The following is a 16,662-nucleotide window of genomic DNA, read 5'->3' on the forward strand; positions in this document are numbered from 1 at the left end:
GCGCGGAGTATCCCTTATAATGCCGCGTTCGCATCCATTCGCCCGGCGTCCTTGCGCGCGCCCAGCAGTCTTGAGTTTATGAAGAATCAAATCCGTCAGTTGATCCAGCACGCCATCGACACCCTCAAAGCCCAGCAAGTGCTGCCGGCTGAGCTGTCGCCCGATATTCAGGTCGAAAACACCAAGGACAAGAGCCACGGTGATTTTGCCTCCAACATCGCCCTGATGCTGGCCAAACCTGCCGGTAAAAAGCCGCGCGATTTGGCGCAAATGTTGGTGGATGCCCTGCCGGCCAATGCCGCGATTGCCAAGGTTGAACTGGCTGGCCCGGGCTTTATGAATTTCTTCCAAGACGATGGCTATCTGGCGCGCCAGCTGGATGCCGCCTTGAACGATGTGCATTTAGGCATTCAGCTGGCCGCCGAGCCGCAGCGCGTGGTGGTGGATTTATCCTCCCCCAACTTGGCTAAAGAAATGCACGTCGGCCACCTGCGCTCGACCATCATTGGCGATGCAGTGGCACACGTATTGGAGTTTTTGGGCCACACCGTGATTCGCCAGAACCACGTCGGTGACTGGGGCACGCAATTCGGCATGCTGCTGGCCTACATGGAAGAACAAGGCGACGCCGGCGATGCCGAACTGGCCGATCTTGAAGTGTTCTACCGCGCCGCCAAAGGCCGTTTTGATGAGTCGCCGGCCTTTGCCGACCGCGCGCGCGAGTTGGTGGTGGCGCTGCAAGCAGGTGATGAAAAGTGTTTGCAGCTATGGCATCGCTTCAATGAAATCTCGCTCAGTCACTGCCAAGACGTGTACGAGCGCCTTAACGTCAGTCTGACGCGCGATGATGTGCGCGGCGAAAGCGCCTACAACGCCGAGTTGGCGGGCATCGTCAGCGCTTTGCGCGACCAAGGCTTGCTCAGCGAGAGCGAGGGCGCGCAGTGTGTGTTCCTCGAAGAATTTAAAAATGCCGAAGGCAATCCGCTGCCGGTGATCGTGCAAAAGGCCGGCGGTGGCTATTTGTACGCCACCACCGACTTGGCCGCGATGCGTTACCGCAGCCAAACGCTGGAAGCCGATCGTGCGCTGTATTTTGTCGATCAGCGCCAAGCGCTGCACTTTCAGCAAGTGTTCAAGGTGGCCAAACTGGCGGGTTTCGTCGATGTCGCGATGAGCCTTGAGCACATGGGCTTTGGCACTATGAACGGCGCCGATGGCAAGCCGTTCAAAACCCGCAGCGGCGGCACGGTCAAGCTGGTCGATCTGCTGATTGAGGCCGAAGAGCGCGCCTATGCGCTGGTGAAGGGGAAAAACGGCGAGCTGGACGACGCCGAGCTGCGCCAGATTGCGCGTGCCGTGGGCATTGGCGCGGTGAAATACGCCGACTTATCCAAGCACCGCACCAGCGACTACTGCTTTAACTTTGAACAGATGCTCAGCTTTGAGGGCAACACCGCGCCTTATCTGATGTACGCCTACACCCGTGTGGCGAGCATCTTCCGTAAGCTGGAGCGCGACCCAGCCAAGCTCGACGGGCAGATCCAACTGCTCGCCGCCCAAGAGCAAGAGTTAGGCACTAAGCTGGCGCAGTTCAACGATGTGCTGCAAGGCGTGGCGGACAAAGGCGTGCCGCACATGTTGTGCGCTTACTTGTTTGAGCTGGCGGGCTTGTTCTCCAGCTTCTACGAGCACTGCCCGATTGCCAGCGCCGAAACGCCTGAATTGCAGGCGAGCCGCCTGCGCCTCGCCGCGCTGACGGGCCGTACGCTACAACAAGGCTTGGCGCTGCTGGGCCTGCAAACGCTGGAGCGCATGTAAGTTATGGCCGCCAAACGCAAAGCCCCACAGCGCGGCGCAAGCCGCTACCAAGCCCCAGCAAAAAAGCCGGTACCCGGCTGGTTGTGGTTGGTGGCTGGCGTGGCGATTGGCGGCGTGATCATGTTCCTCAACCAGTTGGAGCCGGGCGGCAAGCAAGTGCAGCGCCCGTCAGCGGTGGCTAAACCGGCGCCGGCGGCCAAGCCCAAGGCGGATGAGCCGGCTAAGCCGAAATATGACTTTTACACCCTGCTGCCGGAGTCCGAAGTCATCGTGCCGCCGGGTGCGCAGCCCAAAGTCGCAGATAAAAAGCCGGCGGATGCCGCAGCTGCTGAGGCCAAAGCTGGCGACGACAGCAAAACGGCCGAACCCGCTGCCAAGCCTGTGCAGTTCTATCTGCAGATAGGTGCCTTCCGCAGCGATGCCGCCGCCGACAAACTGCGCGCGCAATTACTGCTCATGGGGCAGGACGTGCATGTGGAGTCAGGCAAGGTGCGTGAAGAAACGTGGTACCGCGTACTGGCCGGCCCTTACGGCAATGAAAACGAACTGAAAGCCGCGCGCACGACGTTATCCGCCAATGGCTTTAGTAATTTGCAGTTGCAGCGCCGGTAACGCCGATTTTTCTATAAGCCTTAGGCCTGCCGAGAGTCGTGCAGAACAGCGGCTAACTCGCTAACGGCGCGTTGCCGCTCTTCATCGGTGGCTTGCTCTTGCCACGCACACCACTGGGGATGCGCCCGTGCTTGGCGCAGCGGTTTGGGCAGTGCGTCGGGCCATGGCGCTGTTGGTGTTTGCCCTTGTAGTGCCTCGGTGGCGGCGTGGCCGCGTGTGTCGAGGGCGGCGAGTAGCCATAAACCGCGGGCGGCCAGCAGGCGCAGTAAGTTGTCGTCGACGGTGAGTTCGGCGTGGCCTTTCAGCTTGCCGATCAGGCGTTTGCCATAATTACGCGCGGTTTGCAGGCCGCCGCCAGCGACGGCGCCCAGTAAGGCCGCGGCACCTAAGGTCATGCCGCCAAACAGCAAGTCGATGCCAACACCGCTGGCCGCGCCAGCCGCCATGCCGCCACCCACCTTGATGCCGAGTTGCTTGAGGGTCTCGGGGTGAAACAGGTCATCGCCCCAACGCCCGGCATTAAGCGGTAGATGGTCGGGCAGGGCGTCGTCTGGATGAAAACCGTACAGCTGCAGCAGGTTGCGCACACAATGCTGTTCACGTTCGCGCAGCGTGTTTTGCAACTCACTCAGCGCGGCTGCGGCGTTGGCGCTGGGCACGCTGTGGCGTAGCGCAGCACTGTTCAGTAGCAGTTCGGCGATACAGCGGATGCCGGCGTGCTGGCGCTGTTGGCGCTGCTCGGCAAGGTGTTCGGTGAGGCGGGTCAGTGCCGCTTTGCCGTGGCTGATCAGTAGCGCCAAGCTGGCGTATAGCTGGGCTTCACCGCCTTCGGCAGGGGCTACGGTGTCGAAGGGCACGTAGGCATGCAGCCCGGCACGGGCCAATGCATCAGCCCATGCGGCGGCGCGGTTGTGGCTGGCGGCGCTGAAGTTAAGCACCGGCAGCAGGGGTTTGGCGCAGTCGCTCAGCAGGGCGAGTTCATCTTGATGCTTGCCCAAGACAGGGTCGCGCGCATCAATCACGTAAAGCCCGGCATCGCTGTGGCTGAGTTGGCGCAGTACTTTGGCTTCTTGCTCGTAACGGCGGCTGGCCTCGCTGGAGGCGAGAAAGCGCTCGATGCGCGCGGGGCCATCCAGTCGCTCGCTGCTCGGGCACAGTAGGTCGAGGTAATCGCGCAGGCCGCTGGGGTCTTCAAGCCCTGGGGTATCAAACAGCTCGAGGGCGGTTGCACCGTCGATGCTCAGGCGCGCGCCTTCGACATGCCGTGTGGTGCCGGCTCGATCGGCCACTTGGCCAAAGTCCCGGTCGCGCAACAGGGTGCGTAGCAGCGAGGTTTTGCCGGTGTTGCTGTGGCCAACCACGGCCAAGCGCAGTGCGGTTGTGTTCATGCTGATTGCGTCCACGCGTGGGCCTGGGCCCAGTGTTCAAAGCGGGGGTGTGGCCAGTTGAGTTGTTGCCACAGGGCTAGGCGTGGGCTGTGTTCGGCGTGCAGCAATAGCAAGGCGGGCTGTGCGGCGGCGTTGGCGAGGCTTTCTAGCCAGCGCTCAAGGCCACGGTCGGGTGTTTGCCGTGCGTCGCACACCAGCAGCAGATGTTGTGGCGGCTGAGCTTGCCAGCCTTGCAGCAGAGCGGCGCTGTGTTGACGCTGGCGCAGGACACCGCCATCCCGCCAGCCTTCGGCGTGGCTGAGCGGCCACGGTTCGTCATCGGCCAGCTCTAGTCCGACCAACCATTGGCCAGAGCCTGCGCTGGGGGCGGCATGGGTTGCGCGGGTGCTGGTGTGCGGGTGTTCCGCATCGAGCACGCCAAGCGAGCGATGCTGGAGCCGGTTGGCGAGGGTGGCGTAGCCCGGCAGGCTCAGGTCGATATCGAGTCGACGTTGCCGGCGCTGATAGTGCAGCGCGCAGACGATGACGCCGATCAAGCGCGGTAGCCAGACATACAGCAGTAACGCGGCCAACAGCCAGCCAGCCCACGCTTGCTGCAGTGCGGCGTCGTGGCGTTGCCATTGATCGCTGGCGGCGATTTGACCGAGGTCGGGCTGCGGCAGATTGAGCAGGGCGGCGGCCATGCCGATGGGTTGCGTGAGAGTGATGAAGCTCTCGGCCGGCAGCAGGGTGCTCTCCCAGATAAAACCATAGCGGCGCACACTCAATAGCAACACGAGGCCTAACAGTGCGCCGGTTAAGTGCAGCAGCCAAAAGCTATGGCTGATTAGCCCGAGCTGCCAGCGCAAGAGGTGGCCACGGCTGAGCAGCGCTGCATAACCGCGCGCGAGCCATGCCGCGTTGCCATCGCCTAGGCTAAGGCGCTGCACGTCCAGCCAGAGTCGGCCGAGTACGCTGCTGGATTGGCGTAGCAGCATGCCGCCCAGCCAGAGCACTAAGGTTAGGCTGGCCAAGCCACCGAGGCCCAACAAGACAACGAAGATATTCACCGGCTGGCTGCCATCACCGAGCAAGCTAGCGCTAAGCAAACCTCCGGAGAGCAGGGCTAAAAGCGCCAGTAGTGGCGAGCCGAGGCGCTGGAGTAAACGCCAGCGCTGTTGCGCGTGGTCGAGTTTGAGGCGCGCGCCTTCGGCGGCGGCGCGTTGCAAAATCAGGTCTTTCGGGCGGTGGTTGCCTTGTTGTTGCAGGTGCGCAAGCACTGCTTGATCGTCCAGCGGGCCTTGTTGCTCTTCCAGTAAGCGCAAGCTTTCCGCCAGCCAAAGGCGGTCGAAGGTCGAGGTATGATGGGGGCTGGACAAGGCGTTTCTCATCGGCTGTTTTACCCATGATAGCGGCGCAGCCACAGCCTGCCCACGTTTTACCCTTCCGTCGTTTGCCGTTGCTGGTTATCCTCGCGCCATGAATAGAACTCACATCCCGCTTGCCATGATTGCCGCCTTGGGTGAAAACCAAGTGATCGGCGTCGACAACCAACTGCCTTGGCATTTGCCCGAGGACTTACAGCACTTTAAGCGCATGACGCTGGGTAAGCCGGTGATCATGGGGCGTAAAACCTGGGACTCGATTGGGCGACCGTTGCCGGGGCGCTTGAACATCGTGATCAGCCGCCAGGCGGATTTACATTTGTCTGGCGCCGAAGTGTTCACTGACCTGCCGGCGGCGCTGCGCCGCGCACGCGATTGGGCCCAGCTGGAGCAGGCTGAGGAAATCATGCTGATTGGCGGCGCGCAGTTGTATCGCCAAGCCTTGCCGTTAGCCGAACGCCTATACCTAACCCGCGTGGCACTGGCGCCTGAGGGCGATGCGTTCTTTCCTGCGTTGGATGCACGCTGGCGCTGCACCAGCGCAGTGGAGCACCCCGCGCGCGAGACCAAGCCCGCCTTTGCTTTTGAGGTTTGGCAGCTGGCTTAAGTCAGTCGCTACTTTTAACCGGGGCCCAGTCGCGCAAGTCGCTGAGGTGTTCTTCGAGCGTACTGAGGTTGTCCCGTGTCAGTCCGGCGGGGGTGTCGGCCAGTGCCAGTAGGCTTTGTATCTCCACCCTTAAACCTTCTAGCTCCAAGGTGCTGCTGGCTTTTTGCAGGCTGACGAGGTGTTGGCGCAGCGCGCTAGCGTCTTGGCTCTCAAGGGCATGGCGCGCCTTGTCGATCAGGCTGCCGGCTTGGGCAATAAAGCTGTTGATCAGGTTGTGCAACGTGTCGTCGCCCAGCTCGTCAGCCAGCAGGCCCAACACGGCGGAGTAGTCGTGACTGCGGCCCGCCGCGCAGCAGCCGAGTGGCTCGGGCAGGGCTTGATCGAGGGTGTCGAGATAATGCGCCAGCGTGTTGATCAGCTCGTCGCGGATGACCGGCTTGGTCAGAAAGGCATCCATTCCCGCTTCGAGGCATTGCTCGCGCGCTTGGGCGTAAGCGTTGGCCGTCAGGGCAATGATGGGGGTGGCTGGTAGCTCGCGCTCTCTTTCCAGTGCGCGGATTTGTCGTGTGGCTTCAAAGCCATCCATCACCGGCATCAGGCAATCCATGAGGACTAAGTTCCAACGACTTTCTTGGAACATCTGCAAGGCTTCGACGCCGTTGTTGGCGATGCCGATTTCTAGCCCCAGGGGGCCTAGCATGGCGCGAATCACGGCTTGGTTGATTTCGGTGTCTTCGACCAGCAGCAGGCGGCCCGTCAGCTGAAGGTTTTGCGGACTCGCCTCCGCGGCGCTGGCTTCTGCTGGCATGGGGGTGCCCAAGAGCAGGTGGAATAACTGTGCGCGCTGGATCGGCATGATTAACCACGGATTGCCTTTCTCGGGTGGCGCGTCATTAAAGGCGATGGGGATGCATTGCAGACCAAGGTTGTCTTCGCCGTGGCCGTTGACTTGCCAGCGGGTCCAGGCATCGCTGTCGATAAACAGAATGTCGGGTAGCCAGCCATGGCGCTGGAGTGACTCTAAGTCGGCAAAGGTTGGTTCGCCTTCTTTGACTTTGGCACCGCAACCGCGCAGAAATAATGCAAGATTTTGCCGGCTCACCGGCTGATCGCTCAGCAGTAAGATGTTGCGTCCGGTGAGGTCCGGCAGCGTCACCGCGGGCAGGCAAGGCAGGCGCAGCTTGACCTCAAAGGTGCTGCCTTGATCGGGCAAGCTGTGTACGCCAATGCTGCCACTCATCAGCTCAATCAGGCGCTTACTAATCGACAAACCCAAGCCTGTGCCACCGTAGCGGCGTGTGGTGCTGGAGTCGGCCTGCGAGAACGGGGTGAATAACTTACCCAATTGCACGGCGCTCATGCCGATGCCGCTGTCGCTCACGCGCAGCACATAGTCGGCTTGTTGGTCATCGCTGAACTCGATCTCTAGCTCGGTTAAGACATAGCCTTGGTGGGTGAATTTCACCGCGTTGCCAATTAAGTTGGTGAGCACTTGGCGGATGCGGGTGACATCACCGCGCGCTTGCAGGGGCACATCGGGGGCGATGTACAGCACTAACTCCAAGCCTTTTTCGCGGGCTTTGGGTAGCAACATGCGGTGCACATCGAGGGCGACTTGCTCCCAGTTAAAGTCGATTGCTTCTAGCGTCAGCATGCCCGATTCGATTTTGGAGAAATCCAAGGTGTCGTTGAGCAAGCTGAGGAGGATTTGCGCCGAACTTTGCAGGGTTTTGATGTAGTCACTTTGCTGCGAGCTGAGCGAGGTGTTCTTCAGTAATTGCGCCATGCCGATCACGCCATTCATCGGTGTGCGAATCTCATGGCTAATGGTGGCGATGAACTCGCCTTTGGCGCGGCTGGCGCTTTCGGCGCTTTCTTTGGCCTCTCGCATTAGGCGCAGTTGCTCGCGGCGCTGGGTAACGTCACGCAGGCTGGCCATCAGCATCAGCGTGCCGTCGATTGGCACGCGCGAGGGGGATAGCTCCAGCTGTAAGGTGTGTCCTTCGCTGTGCAAGGCGGTGATGTCGAGGTTAGGCGGCAGGGCGTCTTCGTTTTTGCTAAACACTAAGCGGCGCAGTTCTAGCATGCGAATACGGGTGGCCTCATCGGCAAACAGCATGCGGACGTTGTGGCCTAAAAGGCGCTCTTCGGGGTAGCCGAGTAGGGTGCACGAGGCGGGGTTGACGATATGAATGATGCCTTGGTCGTCAACAATGATCAGGCCTTCGTGAATGTGGTTGATGATCGTGGCGAGGCGCTGGCGGTATTCAATCTCACGGCCAAATTGATCGCTTAAGGTTTGCCCTAGGCGGCCAAATTCCCCCGAAAGCGATTCGTTGGTGGCGTTCAGCGCTTGCTGTGGATCGTCGTCCTGCAAGGCATGGTTCAGGCGCTTAAGCGGGGTGAGTACCAGCTGGTGCAGCATCCAGCCGAGGAGCAAGGCAATAAAGCTGATGGCGGCCACGACCCAAGTCGCTTGTTCGCGCAGGTCACTTTGGCGCTGCAGCTCAAGGCTGCGTACGTCTAGCTGTAAGTAGGCGACGCCGACGCTGCGCAGCTGGCCGGTCAGTCTTGAGTTGGTGATGTACAGCGGAATGGCAAACTCATAGTGCTGGCCACGTACAAAGTGGCGGCTTTCTTTTTGCTCCATCAGGACATCAAGAATGACTGCGCGCGCATGCGCGTCGGGCAGCTCGCTGAGCTCTACATCGCGCAGCAACGCATGAGTTGAAGCAAACACGCTGGCAGGGCTGCCGGCAATCAACATCAGCTGGTTGATGCCAGGTTCGTTGCCGAGCGCGGCGACTAAACGATTGAGTTGATAGCGTCGCTCGACGGTTTCGCTGCCCATTTGCAGGGCGTCGAGCAGGGATTGCGCGCGCTGTTCCAGTTGCACGCGTAAGGCGGTTTCACTGCGGTGGTTGGTTAGACCCACCAAAAAAATGCACAGCAGTGACCACAGCAACACCATGGGGATAAGGATTTTGCTGCGTAAGCTAAACACGCTTCGAGGACTCATGGGCTTGGCTCTGCCAGCGGTGCGGCAATCAGCTCGTCCACGGGCAAGCTGGACTCAAGATCACCACTGATGCGTAACGCTACTTGGGTGCGTTGCAGGCTGTCGCGTAATTTGTTGCCGGGCGGGAAAAACAGATTTTGCTCGCTTGGGCTGACGAGGCGGATGTCTTCCGTGAGGATGCGGGCAAATTCAGCCGGACTAATATGCTCACGGGCGGCCATGTATTGATAGGCCAAGGTCGGCTCGCGGCGGGCAAAGTCTTGCGCATCTGCAAAGGCATTCTTGACGGCAATGATGTCATTGGGGCGCTCAGCAATCGCTTTGGCAGAGAAGACCAGCACATCCAATACTTCTTCTGGAATGTCACGGCTGCTGAACAGGACGTGATGTTGGCTTTGTTGCAGCGCTTCGACGGAGTAGGGCGGGTAGGTGACGGCGGCATCAATCTCGTGATTCAGCAGGGCTTTGGGCATGGCCTCTTGGGTCATGCCGACAAGTTTGACGTCATCCAATGTCATGCTGTGGTTTTCTAGGGCGCGCTGCAAAATGTACAGATTGAGCGTGCCGGGTTCGATGCCGATGCGCTGTGCGCGCAGGTCGGTAATGCTGTTGATGGGGTTGCCGGCAATGATGACGTCGCCACCGTTGGAGTAATCCACCACCAAAACAATACGCGGCTTGTGATGGCTCATTTGGCGTGCGGTGAGCACTTCAATCAAGGTGCCGGTGAAGCCATCGGCTAGGCCGCGCTCAAAGCTCGTGCGGGCATCGTTAAGGCTGGCCAGCTCTAAGAGTTTTACCTCGACGCCGTGGTCTTTGAAGTAGCCCATTTTCTCGGCTAAATACAGAAACTCAGTGCCTGGCCATGGGTACATGGCGATGCGCAGTGGCGGTTGTTCGGTTGGCTGACAAGCGCTTAAGAGTAAACACAGCGCAGCGCACAGCAGTGAGCGAAGGCAGGGCATTGGGCGCACGCAAAGATCCCTAAGAGTGAATGCTGCTTTCACTATAGAAGAGCACAGCGCTTTGCGTGGACTAAAAAGCACAAGGCCCGAGCGAAGTCGGGCCTTGTGCTGAGCGTGACGCGCTAAGGCGTCTCTCGGGACTTAGTTATCCAGCAGCTGCTTGTCGCGCACAGCCCCTTTATCCGCGCTGGTGGCCAGCAAGGCGTAGGCTTTGAGTGCGGTGGTGACTTTGCGTGGACGTACCTCAACCGGCTTCCAGCCTTTGGCGTCCTGCGCGGCGCGGCGCTCGGCCAGCTCTTCATCGCTGATCAGCAGTTGGATGCCGCGCTTGGGAATGTCGATCAGCACTTTGTCGCCATCTTTGACCAAGCCAATCGCGCCGCCGGCCGCTGCTTCGGGCGAGGCATGGCCAATCGACAAGCCCGAGGTGCCGCCGGAGAAGCGGCCATCGGTGAGTAGCGCGCAATCTTTGCCCAAGCCTTTGGACTTGAGATAACTGGTGGGGTAGAGCATTTCCTGCATGCCGGGGCCGCCTTTGGGGCCTTCGTAGCGGATGATGACGATGTCGCCGGCTTTGACTTCGTCGGCCAAAATGCCGCGCACGGCGCTGTCTTGGCTTTCGTAGATTTTGGCGTTGCCTTCAAACACGTGAATCGACTCATCGACGCCGGCGGTTTTCACCACGCAGCCATCCAGCGCGATGTTGCCGTACAGCACGGCCAAGCCGCCTTCTTGCGAGTAGGCATGCTTGACGCTGCGGATACAGCCGTTTTCGCGGTCGAGATCGAGTGTGTCCCAGCGTGTGCTTTGGCTAAAGGCCACCTGCGTGGGGATGCCGGCTGGGCCTGCCTTGAAGAAGGTGTGCACGGCTTCGTCGTTGGTTTGGGTGATGTCCCACTGCACGATGGCGTCGGCCATCGAGCGACTGTGCACGGTACCGACTTCGGTGTGCAGCAAGCCGCCACGGGCCAATTCCCCCAAGATGGAGAAGATGCCGCCGGCGCGGTGGACGTCTTCCATATGGTACTTCTGAATATTGGGCGCCACTTTGCACAGCTGCGGTACTAGGCGTGACAGGCGATCGATGTCGCGCAGGTCAAAATCGATTTCGGCTTCTTGCGCGGCGGCGAGCAAGTGCAGGATGGTGTTGGTCGAGCCGCCCATGGCGATGTCCAGCGTCATCGCATTTTCGAAGGCTTTGAAATTGGCGATGTTGCGTGGCAGCACGCTGTCGTCATTGTCGCCGTAGTAGCGCTTGCACAGCTCGACAATCAAACGGCCCGCCCGCAAGAACAGCTGCTCGCGGTCGGCGTGGGTGGCAAGGGTCGAGCCGTTGCCCGGCAGAGACAGGCCCAAGGCTTCGGTTAAACAGTTCATCGAGTTGGCGGTGAACATGCCCGAGCAGCTGCCGCACGTAGGGCAAGCGCTGCGCTCGTATTCAGCCACAGTATCGTCGGAGCAGTTGTCGTCGGCCGCGGCGACCATGGCGTCAACCAAGTCGAGGCCGTGGCTGGCCAGCTTGGTTTTACCCGCTTCCATTGGTCCGCCGGAGACAAACACCACGGGAATGTTCAGGCGCAGCGCCGCCATCAGCATGCCGGGGGTGATTTTGTCGCAGTTGGAGATGCACACAATGGCGTCGGCGCAGTGGGCGTTGACCATGTACTCGACCGAGTCGGCGATGATTTCGCGACTGGGCAGCGAGTACAGCATGCCGTCGTGACCCATGGCGATGCCGTCGTCGACGGCGATGGTGTTGAACTCTTTGGCCACGCCGCCGGCTTTTTCAATCTCACGCGCTACCAGCTGGCCCATGTCCTTGAGGTGTACGTGCCCGGGCACGAACTGAGTGAACGAGTTGGCCACCGCAATGATCGGCTTTTGAAAGTCGTCGTCTTTCATGCCGGTGGCTCGCCACAGGGCGCGCGCGCCGGCCATGTTGCGGCCGAAGGTAGAGGTTTTCGAGCGGTAGTCAGGCATGACAAAGGTTCCTGCAGCGATCACGGTAAGCTCGCAAGGATACCGTACCCATGTCGCACGCAGGAACGCTTTTGTCGGGCTTAGGGCGGTGCAGATTTAATCGCCGCGCGACGCAAGCACAGGGCTTGCGGCGCGTAATAAGCGTGACAAAGCGCTTGCTAGCGGTGTGAGCGAACGCTGCACAACGGCGCCATTGGGGTGTGCAGGTATTCGCTCAGACGCTCTTTAGTTCTCGATGCCGCGCATGTGCTGGCTTCGGCGACGCAGCCATTCCAGCGTCAGCAGAAGAATCACCGAAAGCACGATCAACAAGGTCGCCACCGCCAAAATGGTCGGATTGATCTGTTCACGCAGGCCAGAAAACATCTGCCGTGGAATGGTGCGCTGCTGCGGGCCGGCCATAAACAGGATGACCACCACTTCGTCGAACGAGGTAATAAAAGCAAACAGCGCGCCGGAGATCACCCCGGGGCGAATCAACGGCATGATCACATCAAAGAATACTTTGAGCGGTGCCGCGCCCAGGTTCAGGGCGGCGCGTACCAGCGACATATCAAAGCCGGCTAACGTGGCGGTGACGGTGATGATCACAAAGGGGGTGCCGAGTGCGGCGTGGGCGATGACGATGCCGGTGTAAGTCGCGGCCAAGTTGAACTTGGAATAAAAGAAGAACATGCCGGCGGCGGTGATGATCAAGGGCACGATCATCGGTGAGAGCAGCAGGGCGGTAATGAAACGCCGGCCGGGCATTTCGTCCCGAGCCAAGCCAATGGCTGCGCAGGTGCCCAGAACGGTGGCGAGTAAGGTAGAAAACAGGCCAATGATGAAGCTGTTCTTGATCGACAGCAGCCATTTAGGGTCGGTGAAGATTTGCTCGTACCAGCGCAGCGAGTAAGCGTCCGGGTCAAAGCGCAGCATGCCTTCGGTAAAGGTGAAGAAGGGCTCGGCATTAAACGACAGCGGCACAATGACCAGAATCGGCAAAATCAAAAACAGCAGCACCACATACGAGCTGCCTTTGAGCAAGGCGCTGCCGAGTTTGTGCCAGAGGCCGTAATACGCGGGATGGGCCATGGTTACCTCAACCGAGTTTGATGTTGCTGGCGCCGACAAAACGGTCGTACACCCAATACAGCAACAGAATTAAGCCCAGCAGCAACGACCCCAGCGCAGCGGCGAGTTCCCAGTTGTTGGAGCTTTGCATGTGAAAGGCAATGATGTTGCTGATCATTTGACCGTCGGTACCGCCGACTAAGGCCGGGGTGATGTAGTAGCCGACCGAGATAATGAACACCAGCAGCGCCCCGGCACTAAGACCGGGCAAGGTCATGGGGAAATAAATGCGCACAAAGGCCGGTATGGGCTTGGCGCCCAACGACATCGCTGCGCGCAAGTAGCTGGGGTCGATGCCGCGCATCACGCTGTACAGCGGCAGCACCATAAACGGCAGCAAGATGTGGGTCATCGCCACCACGGTGGCAAACGGGGTGTAGAGCATTTCCAGCGGTTCGCTGGTCAGGCCGATGCCCATCAAAAACGAGTTGATCACGCCATTGGTTTGCAGCAGTGCAATCCACGCCGTGGTGCGTACCAGTAATGATGTCCAGAACGGCAGCAGCACTAAAATCATCAGCAGGTTGGCTTTCTTGTCCGGCAAGTTGGCCAAGAAGTACGCCAGTGGATAGCCGAGCAAGGCGCAGAACAAGGTGATGATCAGGGCCATGTTCAGTGTTTTGCCGTATAGCTGGCGGTAAATTTGCGCTTGTTCGCGCGACTGGATACCGCCCTCGGCGCTGATCTCTAAATCCAGCGCTGTCAGGTAATAATCGTAGGTGTACGGTGCGCCGGCGCGCTTAACCTGAAACCACAGCTCGGGTTCGTTCCAGCGTTTATGCAGGCTCAGCAGACGCTGTCCGCCGGCACTTTGCAAATCTTCGGTTTTCTCGCGGCGCAATTTGCGCGCGCTGGACTTCACCACGCTCGACATGCCGGCGTAAGCCCGGTTGAACTCCTCGGCTAATTTGCCGGACAGGCGCTCTTTGGCCAGTGCTTGTAGTTCAACGGTAAAGGTATTGAGTGTTTGTTCGGCGGGCAGGCCTTGGCCGTCCCAGGCTTCAAGTTGCGTCAGCGTTTGCGGGATCAGTTCGGCCACGGTGGGGTGGTGCACGCTGCGATAGAGCATGGCGCCAATCGGGGCGACAAACGAGAGCAAAATAAACACCAACAGCGGCACCACGAAAGCAAAAGCCAGCCAGCGTTTGCGGCGCTCGGCGCGACGGGCTTGCTGTAACTCTTCGGGGTTTAATGCGCTCATGGTTTCATCCTGGGTGTGTAAAACAGCCCGACACAGCACGGCCGTGTCGGGCTTAGAGGCTTACTTCAACAGCCACTCGTTGAACTTCTCGCCCAGCGACTCACCGTAGTCAGCCCAGAACTCAGAACTGGCGCGCAGGCCTTTGTCGAGGTGAGCAGTCGGCAGGTGCGGCGCGGCGGCCGGATCCATCAGAGGGGTAGACGACTTACGAGTCGGGCCGTAGGCAACGTCAGACATACCCGCCAGAGGCTTGGACTGGGTGGCGAAGGCAATGAACTTGAAGGCTTCTTCTTTGTTCTTGGTGCCTTTGAGTACCGACCACGCATCGAGGTCGAACACGTGGCCATCCCAGACGATTTCAAACGGCTTGTTTTCTTTGCGGATGGCGTCATAGAAGCGGCCGTTGGCCGACTGCACCAGCACCGCGCCGCCATCGTTTAACAGTTGTGGGGCTTGTGACCACGAGTCAAACCAGACGATGTCTTTCTTAATGGTGTCGAGTTTTTTAAACGCGCGATCTTGGCCTTCGGGCGTGGCCAGCAGCTCATACACGTCTTTAGGTGCTACGCCGTCAGCCAGCAGAGCCCATTCCATGTTGACCTGTGGGCGCTTACGCAGGGCGCGCTTGCCGGCGATTTTGCTGGTGTCGAAGAAGTCTTTAACGCTGGCGGCAGGCGTCGCGCCAATGGTGTCTTTGTTATAGGCAAACACCACGGACCAGACGATGTTGCCGATCGCGCACTCGCTCGATAACGCATCAGGGATGAAGTCATCGGCGGCCGGTGTGCCGTCAACGCCAGCCGGTAGGATATCGCGGGGGATTTCTTCCAGCAGGCCTTCAGAGCAAGCGCGCTCAAGGTCGATCACTTCAACGTCGACGACATCCCACTGGATATTGCCGGATTCAACCTGGGCCTTCATCTCGGCAATGCCGCCGGAGTAGTCCTCAAACAGCACCTTGGTGCCGCTTTCTTTTTGGAACGGGTCAACCATGTGGGTTTTCTGTGCGGCACCGTAGGCGCCACCCCAGGAAACAACGGTCAGCGTTTGCTCGGCCTGCGCGCTGAGCGAGGTGCCAAATAAAGCAGCACTTAAGGCGACGGTCGAAATACGGGTCAAAGTCTTGATACGCATGCGGATGTCCTTCTCTTTGGTGGTTGTGCTGGGAGGCAGATCGACGTTACGACGCAGAACCGGCCCCCGCACGGTCGAGCGCCTGACTGTCCAGCGCGTCCCAGGTCAACCAAACAGCCTGTTTGGCGGCCAACTGCGGGGCGTTGCTGTCGTTTAGGGTTTTCACCACCACGTCGGTGCCATCGCTTAAGGCGAAGTGGTAGCGAATGTACTCGCCCACGTAGAGGCGCGTAATAAAGTGGGCTTGGGTATGGTTACCGCTGGCCGGTTGCTCACGACTGATCGTGAGTTTCTCAGGGCGCACCGATACGGTGACGTGACTGCCGGTGTCGGTGACGTTGGCCACACGGGCTTGCACGCTGCTGCCGTCCGCCAGTTGGCAGCGCGCCATGTCGCTTTCAATGGCGATCAGACTCCCTGGCAGCTTGTTGCTCTCGCCAATGAAGTCAGCGACAAATAAGTTGGCGGGGCGCTCGTAGAGTTCGTCCGGTGTCGCGCATTGCTGCACGATGCCGGCATTGAACACCGCAATGCGGTCTGACATGGTCAGCGCTTCAGTCTGATCATGCGTGACATAAATAACGGTAAAGCCCAGTTGCTCGTGCAGGCGCTTGATTTCGTACTGCATTTGCTCGCGCAGTTTTTTATCCAGCGCGCCGAGCGGCTCATCCATCAATACGATGTCGGGGGCAAAAATCAGCGCGCGGGCCAGTGCAACGCGTTGCCGTTGTCCGCCAGAGAGTTGGCCTGGGTAGCGATTGCCGAAGCGTTCAAGCTCAACCAGCGTTAGGTATTCAGCAACCTTGGCGTCGACTTGGTCTTTGGGGAGTTTGCGTATATTCAGCGGATAGGCGAGGTTCTCGCGAATGGTCATGTGCGGGAATAGCGCATATTGCTGAAACACCATGCCGATATTGCGCTTGTACGGCGCAATGCTATTCACCGGCTGGTTGTTGATCAGAATCTCGCCGCTGGTGACGTCTTCGAAACCGGCCAGCATCATCAAGCAGGTTGTTTTGCCTGAGCCTGACGGGCCCAAGAGGGTGATGAACTCACCTTTGGCGACATCAAGGTTGAAGTCCACGACCACTAAGTGCTTTTGGTCGTAGGTTTTCTTAACCCCTTTGAATTGTAGAAATGGCGCCGCATTGGCTGTGTCAGCCATACATCCCCCGATTGTTCTTATTAATAGTCACCCTTGTGGGGTGCTGTGCGGGTGAGCGAGATCTCGCAGGTGCATTAGGTGTACGCGCAAAACCTCGCGCTGTCACCTCAGCCAGCATAGACCAAAGTACTAGACGCCATGTTGTAGCCCGCTGTGGCAAGGCTGTCGAGGCGGCAGTGGGAATCTGTACGTTTATGTCGCAGCAAAACAGTTGACGGTAAAACTGCTGGGCCTATAATGCGCCCCTCTTCGCAGCGAGCGGCAAGTGATTGAATCTCTTGCGGTTTTAGCGAAGT

General features: G+C 59.4%; 12 protein-coding genes. 3 read left to right on the forward strand and 9 right to left on the reverse strand.

Annotation, left to right across the window (positions count from 1 at the left end; all coding sequences use genetic code 11):
• Positions 1-78 precede the first annotated feature (78 nt).
• Both argS and MKI83_RS09980 read left to right on the forward strand, forming a co-directional pair.
• The gene (gene argS / locus MKI83_RS09975; protein WP_241585341.1) at positions 79-1,818 is read left to right on the forward strand and encodes an arginine--tRNA ligase; all 1,740 of its coding nucleotides are present in this window, start codon (positions 79-81) and stop codon (positions 1,816-1,818) included.
• A 3-nt stretch (positions 1,819-1,821) separates the two neighbouring features.
• Positions 1,822-2,430, forward strand: a complete 609-nt coding sequence (locus MKI83_RS09980) for an SPOR domain-containing protein (RefSeq protein WP_241585342.1) — start codon at positions 1,822-1,824, stop codon at positions 2,428-2,430.
• Positions 2,431-2,450: 20 nt separating this feature from the next.
• On the opposite strand, the gene MKI83_RS09985 is transcribed toward MKI83_RS09980, so the two are convergent.
• Together MKI83_RS09985 and MKI83_RS09990 are read right to left on the reverse strand one after the other, a co-directional pair.
• Positions 2,451-3,818, reverse strand: a complete 1,368-nt coding sequence (locus tag MKI83_RS09985) for a GTPase/DUF3482 domain-containing protein (protein ID WP_241585344.1) — start codon at positions 3,816-3,818, stop codon at positions 2,451-2,453.
• Positions 3,815-5,176 (reverse strand): DUF2868 domain-containing protein, encoded by a 1,362-nt coding sequence (locus MKI83_RS09990; RefSeq protein WP_241585346.1) that lies wholly within the window; start codon positions 5,174-5,176, stop codon positions 3,815-3,817. Before MKI83_RS09990 ends, MKI83_RS09985 begins: the two co-directional genes overlap by 4 nt.
• A 100-nt stretch (positions 5,177-5,276) precedes the next feature.
• On the opposite strand from MKI83_RS09990, the gene MKI83_RS09995 reads away from it, so the two are divergent.
• A complete protein-coding gene (locus tag MKI83_RS09995; RefSeq protein ID WP_241585348.1) occupies positions 5,277-5,789 on the forward strand; it encodes a dihydrofolate reductase in 513 nt (170 codons plus the stop codon).
• A 1-nt stretch (position 5,790) separates the two neighbouring features.
• Here MKI83_RS09995 and MKI83_RS10000 read toward each other — a convergent pair whose 3' ends face one another.
• From MKI83_RS10000 to MKI83_RS10030, 7 genes are all read right to left on the reverse strand, one after another.
• Positions 5,791-8,808 (reverse strand): hybrid sensor histidine kinase/response regulator, encoded by a 3,018-nt coding sequence (locus tag MKI83_RS10000; protein ID WP_241585351.1) that lies wholly within the window; start codon positions 8,806-8,808, stop codon positions 5,791-5,793.
• Entirely contained in the window at positions 8,805-9,773 is a 969-nt protein-coding gene (locus tag MKI83_RS10005; RefSeq protein WP_241585383.1) for an ABC transporter substrate-binding protein, read from the reverse strand. Before MKI83_RS10005 ends, MKI83_RS10000 begins: the two co-directional genes overlap by 4 nt.
• Positions 9,774-9,914: 141 nt before the next feature.
• Positions 9,915-11,753 (reverse strand): dihydroxy-acid dehydratase, encoded by a 1,839-nt coding sequence (gene ilvD, locus MKI83_RS10010; RefSeq protein WP_241585352.1) that lies wholly within the window; start codon positions 11,751-11,753, stop codon positions 9,915-9,917.
• Positions 11,754-11,978: 225 nt separating this feature from the next.
• Entirely contained in the window at positions 11,979-12,827 is an 849-nt protein-coding gene (locus MKI83_RS10015) for an ABC transporter permease (RefSeq protein ID WP_241585354.1), read from the reverse strand.
• A 7-nt stretch (positions 12,828-12,834) separates the two neighbouring features.
• Positions 12,835-14,067, reverse strand: coding sequence for an ABC transporter permease (locus MKI83_RS10020; RefSeq protein ID WP_241585357.1), 1,233 nt, complete (start codon positions 14,065-14,067; stop codon positions 12,835-12,837).
• A gap of 60 nt (positions 14,068-14,127) precedes the next feature.
• On the reverse strand, positions 14,128-15,201 hold the full coding sequence (locus MKI83_RS10025) for an ABC transporter substrate-binding protein (protein WP_241585359.1): 1,074 nt from the start codon (positions 15,199-15,201) through the stop codon (positions 14,128-14,130).
• Positions 15,202-15,247: 46 nt separating this feature from the next.
• Positions 15,248-16,366 carry an ABC transporter ATP-binding protein gene (locus MKI83_RS10030; protein ID WP_241585360.1) on the reverse strand — a complete coding sequence of 373 codons (1,119 nt, stop codon included), beginning with the start codon at positions 16,364-16,366 and terminating at the stop codon, positions 15,248-15,250.
• Positions 16,367-16,662 lie beyond the last annotated feature (296 nt).

The organism is Atopomonas sediminilitoris, from assembly GCF_022601735.1.
Lineage (GTDB): Bacteria > Pseudomonadota > Gammaproteobacteria > Pseudomonadales > Pseudomonadaceae > Atopomonas > Atopomonas sediminilitoris.

Bases quoted from the DNA above. Each gene is read 5' to 3' on its own strand.
- MKI83_RS09985 (WP_241585344.1), bottom strand. From the start codon at position 3,818: ATGAACACAACCGCACTGCGCTTGGCCGTGGTTGGCCACAGCAACACC.
- MKI83_RS10025 (WP_241585359.1), bottom strand. From the start codon at position 15,201: ATGCGTATCAAGACTTTGACCCGTATTTCGACCGTCGCCTTAAGTGCT.
- MKI83_RS09980 (WP_241585342.1), top strand. From the start codon at position 1,822: ATGGCCGCCAAACGCAAAGCCCCACAGCGCGGCGCAAGCCGCTACCAA.
- MKI83_RS10005 (WP_241585383.1), bottom strand. From the start codon at position 9,773: ATGCCCTGCCTTCGCTCACTGCTGTGCGCTGCGCTGTGTTTACTCTTA.
- MKI83_RS10020 (WP_241585357.1), bottom strand. From the start codon at position 14,067: ATGAGCGCATTAAACCCCGAAGAGTTACAGCAAGCCCGTCGCGCCGAG.
- MKI83_RS10030 (WP_241585360.1), bottom strand. From the start codon at position 16,366: ATGGCTGACACAGCCAATGCGGCGCCATTTCTACAATTCAAAGGGGTT.
- MKI83_RS09995 (WP_241585348.1), top strand. From the start codon at position 5,277: ATGAATAGAACTCACATCCCGCTTGCCATGATTGCCGCCTTGGGTGAA.
- MKI83_RS10000 (WP_241585351.1), bottom strand. From the start codon at position 8,808: ATGAGTCCTCGAAGCGTGTTTAGCTTACGCAGCAAAATCCTTATCCCC.
- ilvD (WP_241585352.1), bottom strand. From the start codon at position 11,753: ATGCCTGACTACCGCTCGAAAACCTCTACCTTCGGCCGCAACATGGCC.
- MKI83_RS10015 (WP_241585354.1), bottom strand. From the start codon at position 12,827: ATGGCCCATCCCGCGTATTACGGCCTCTGGCACAAACTCGGCAGCGCC.
- argS (WP_241585341.1), top strand. From the start codon at position 79: ATGAAGAATCAAATCCGTCAGTTGATCCAGCACGCCATCGACACCCTC.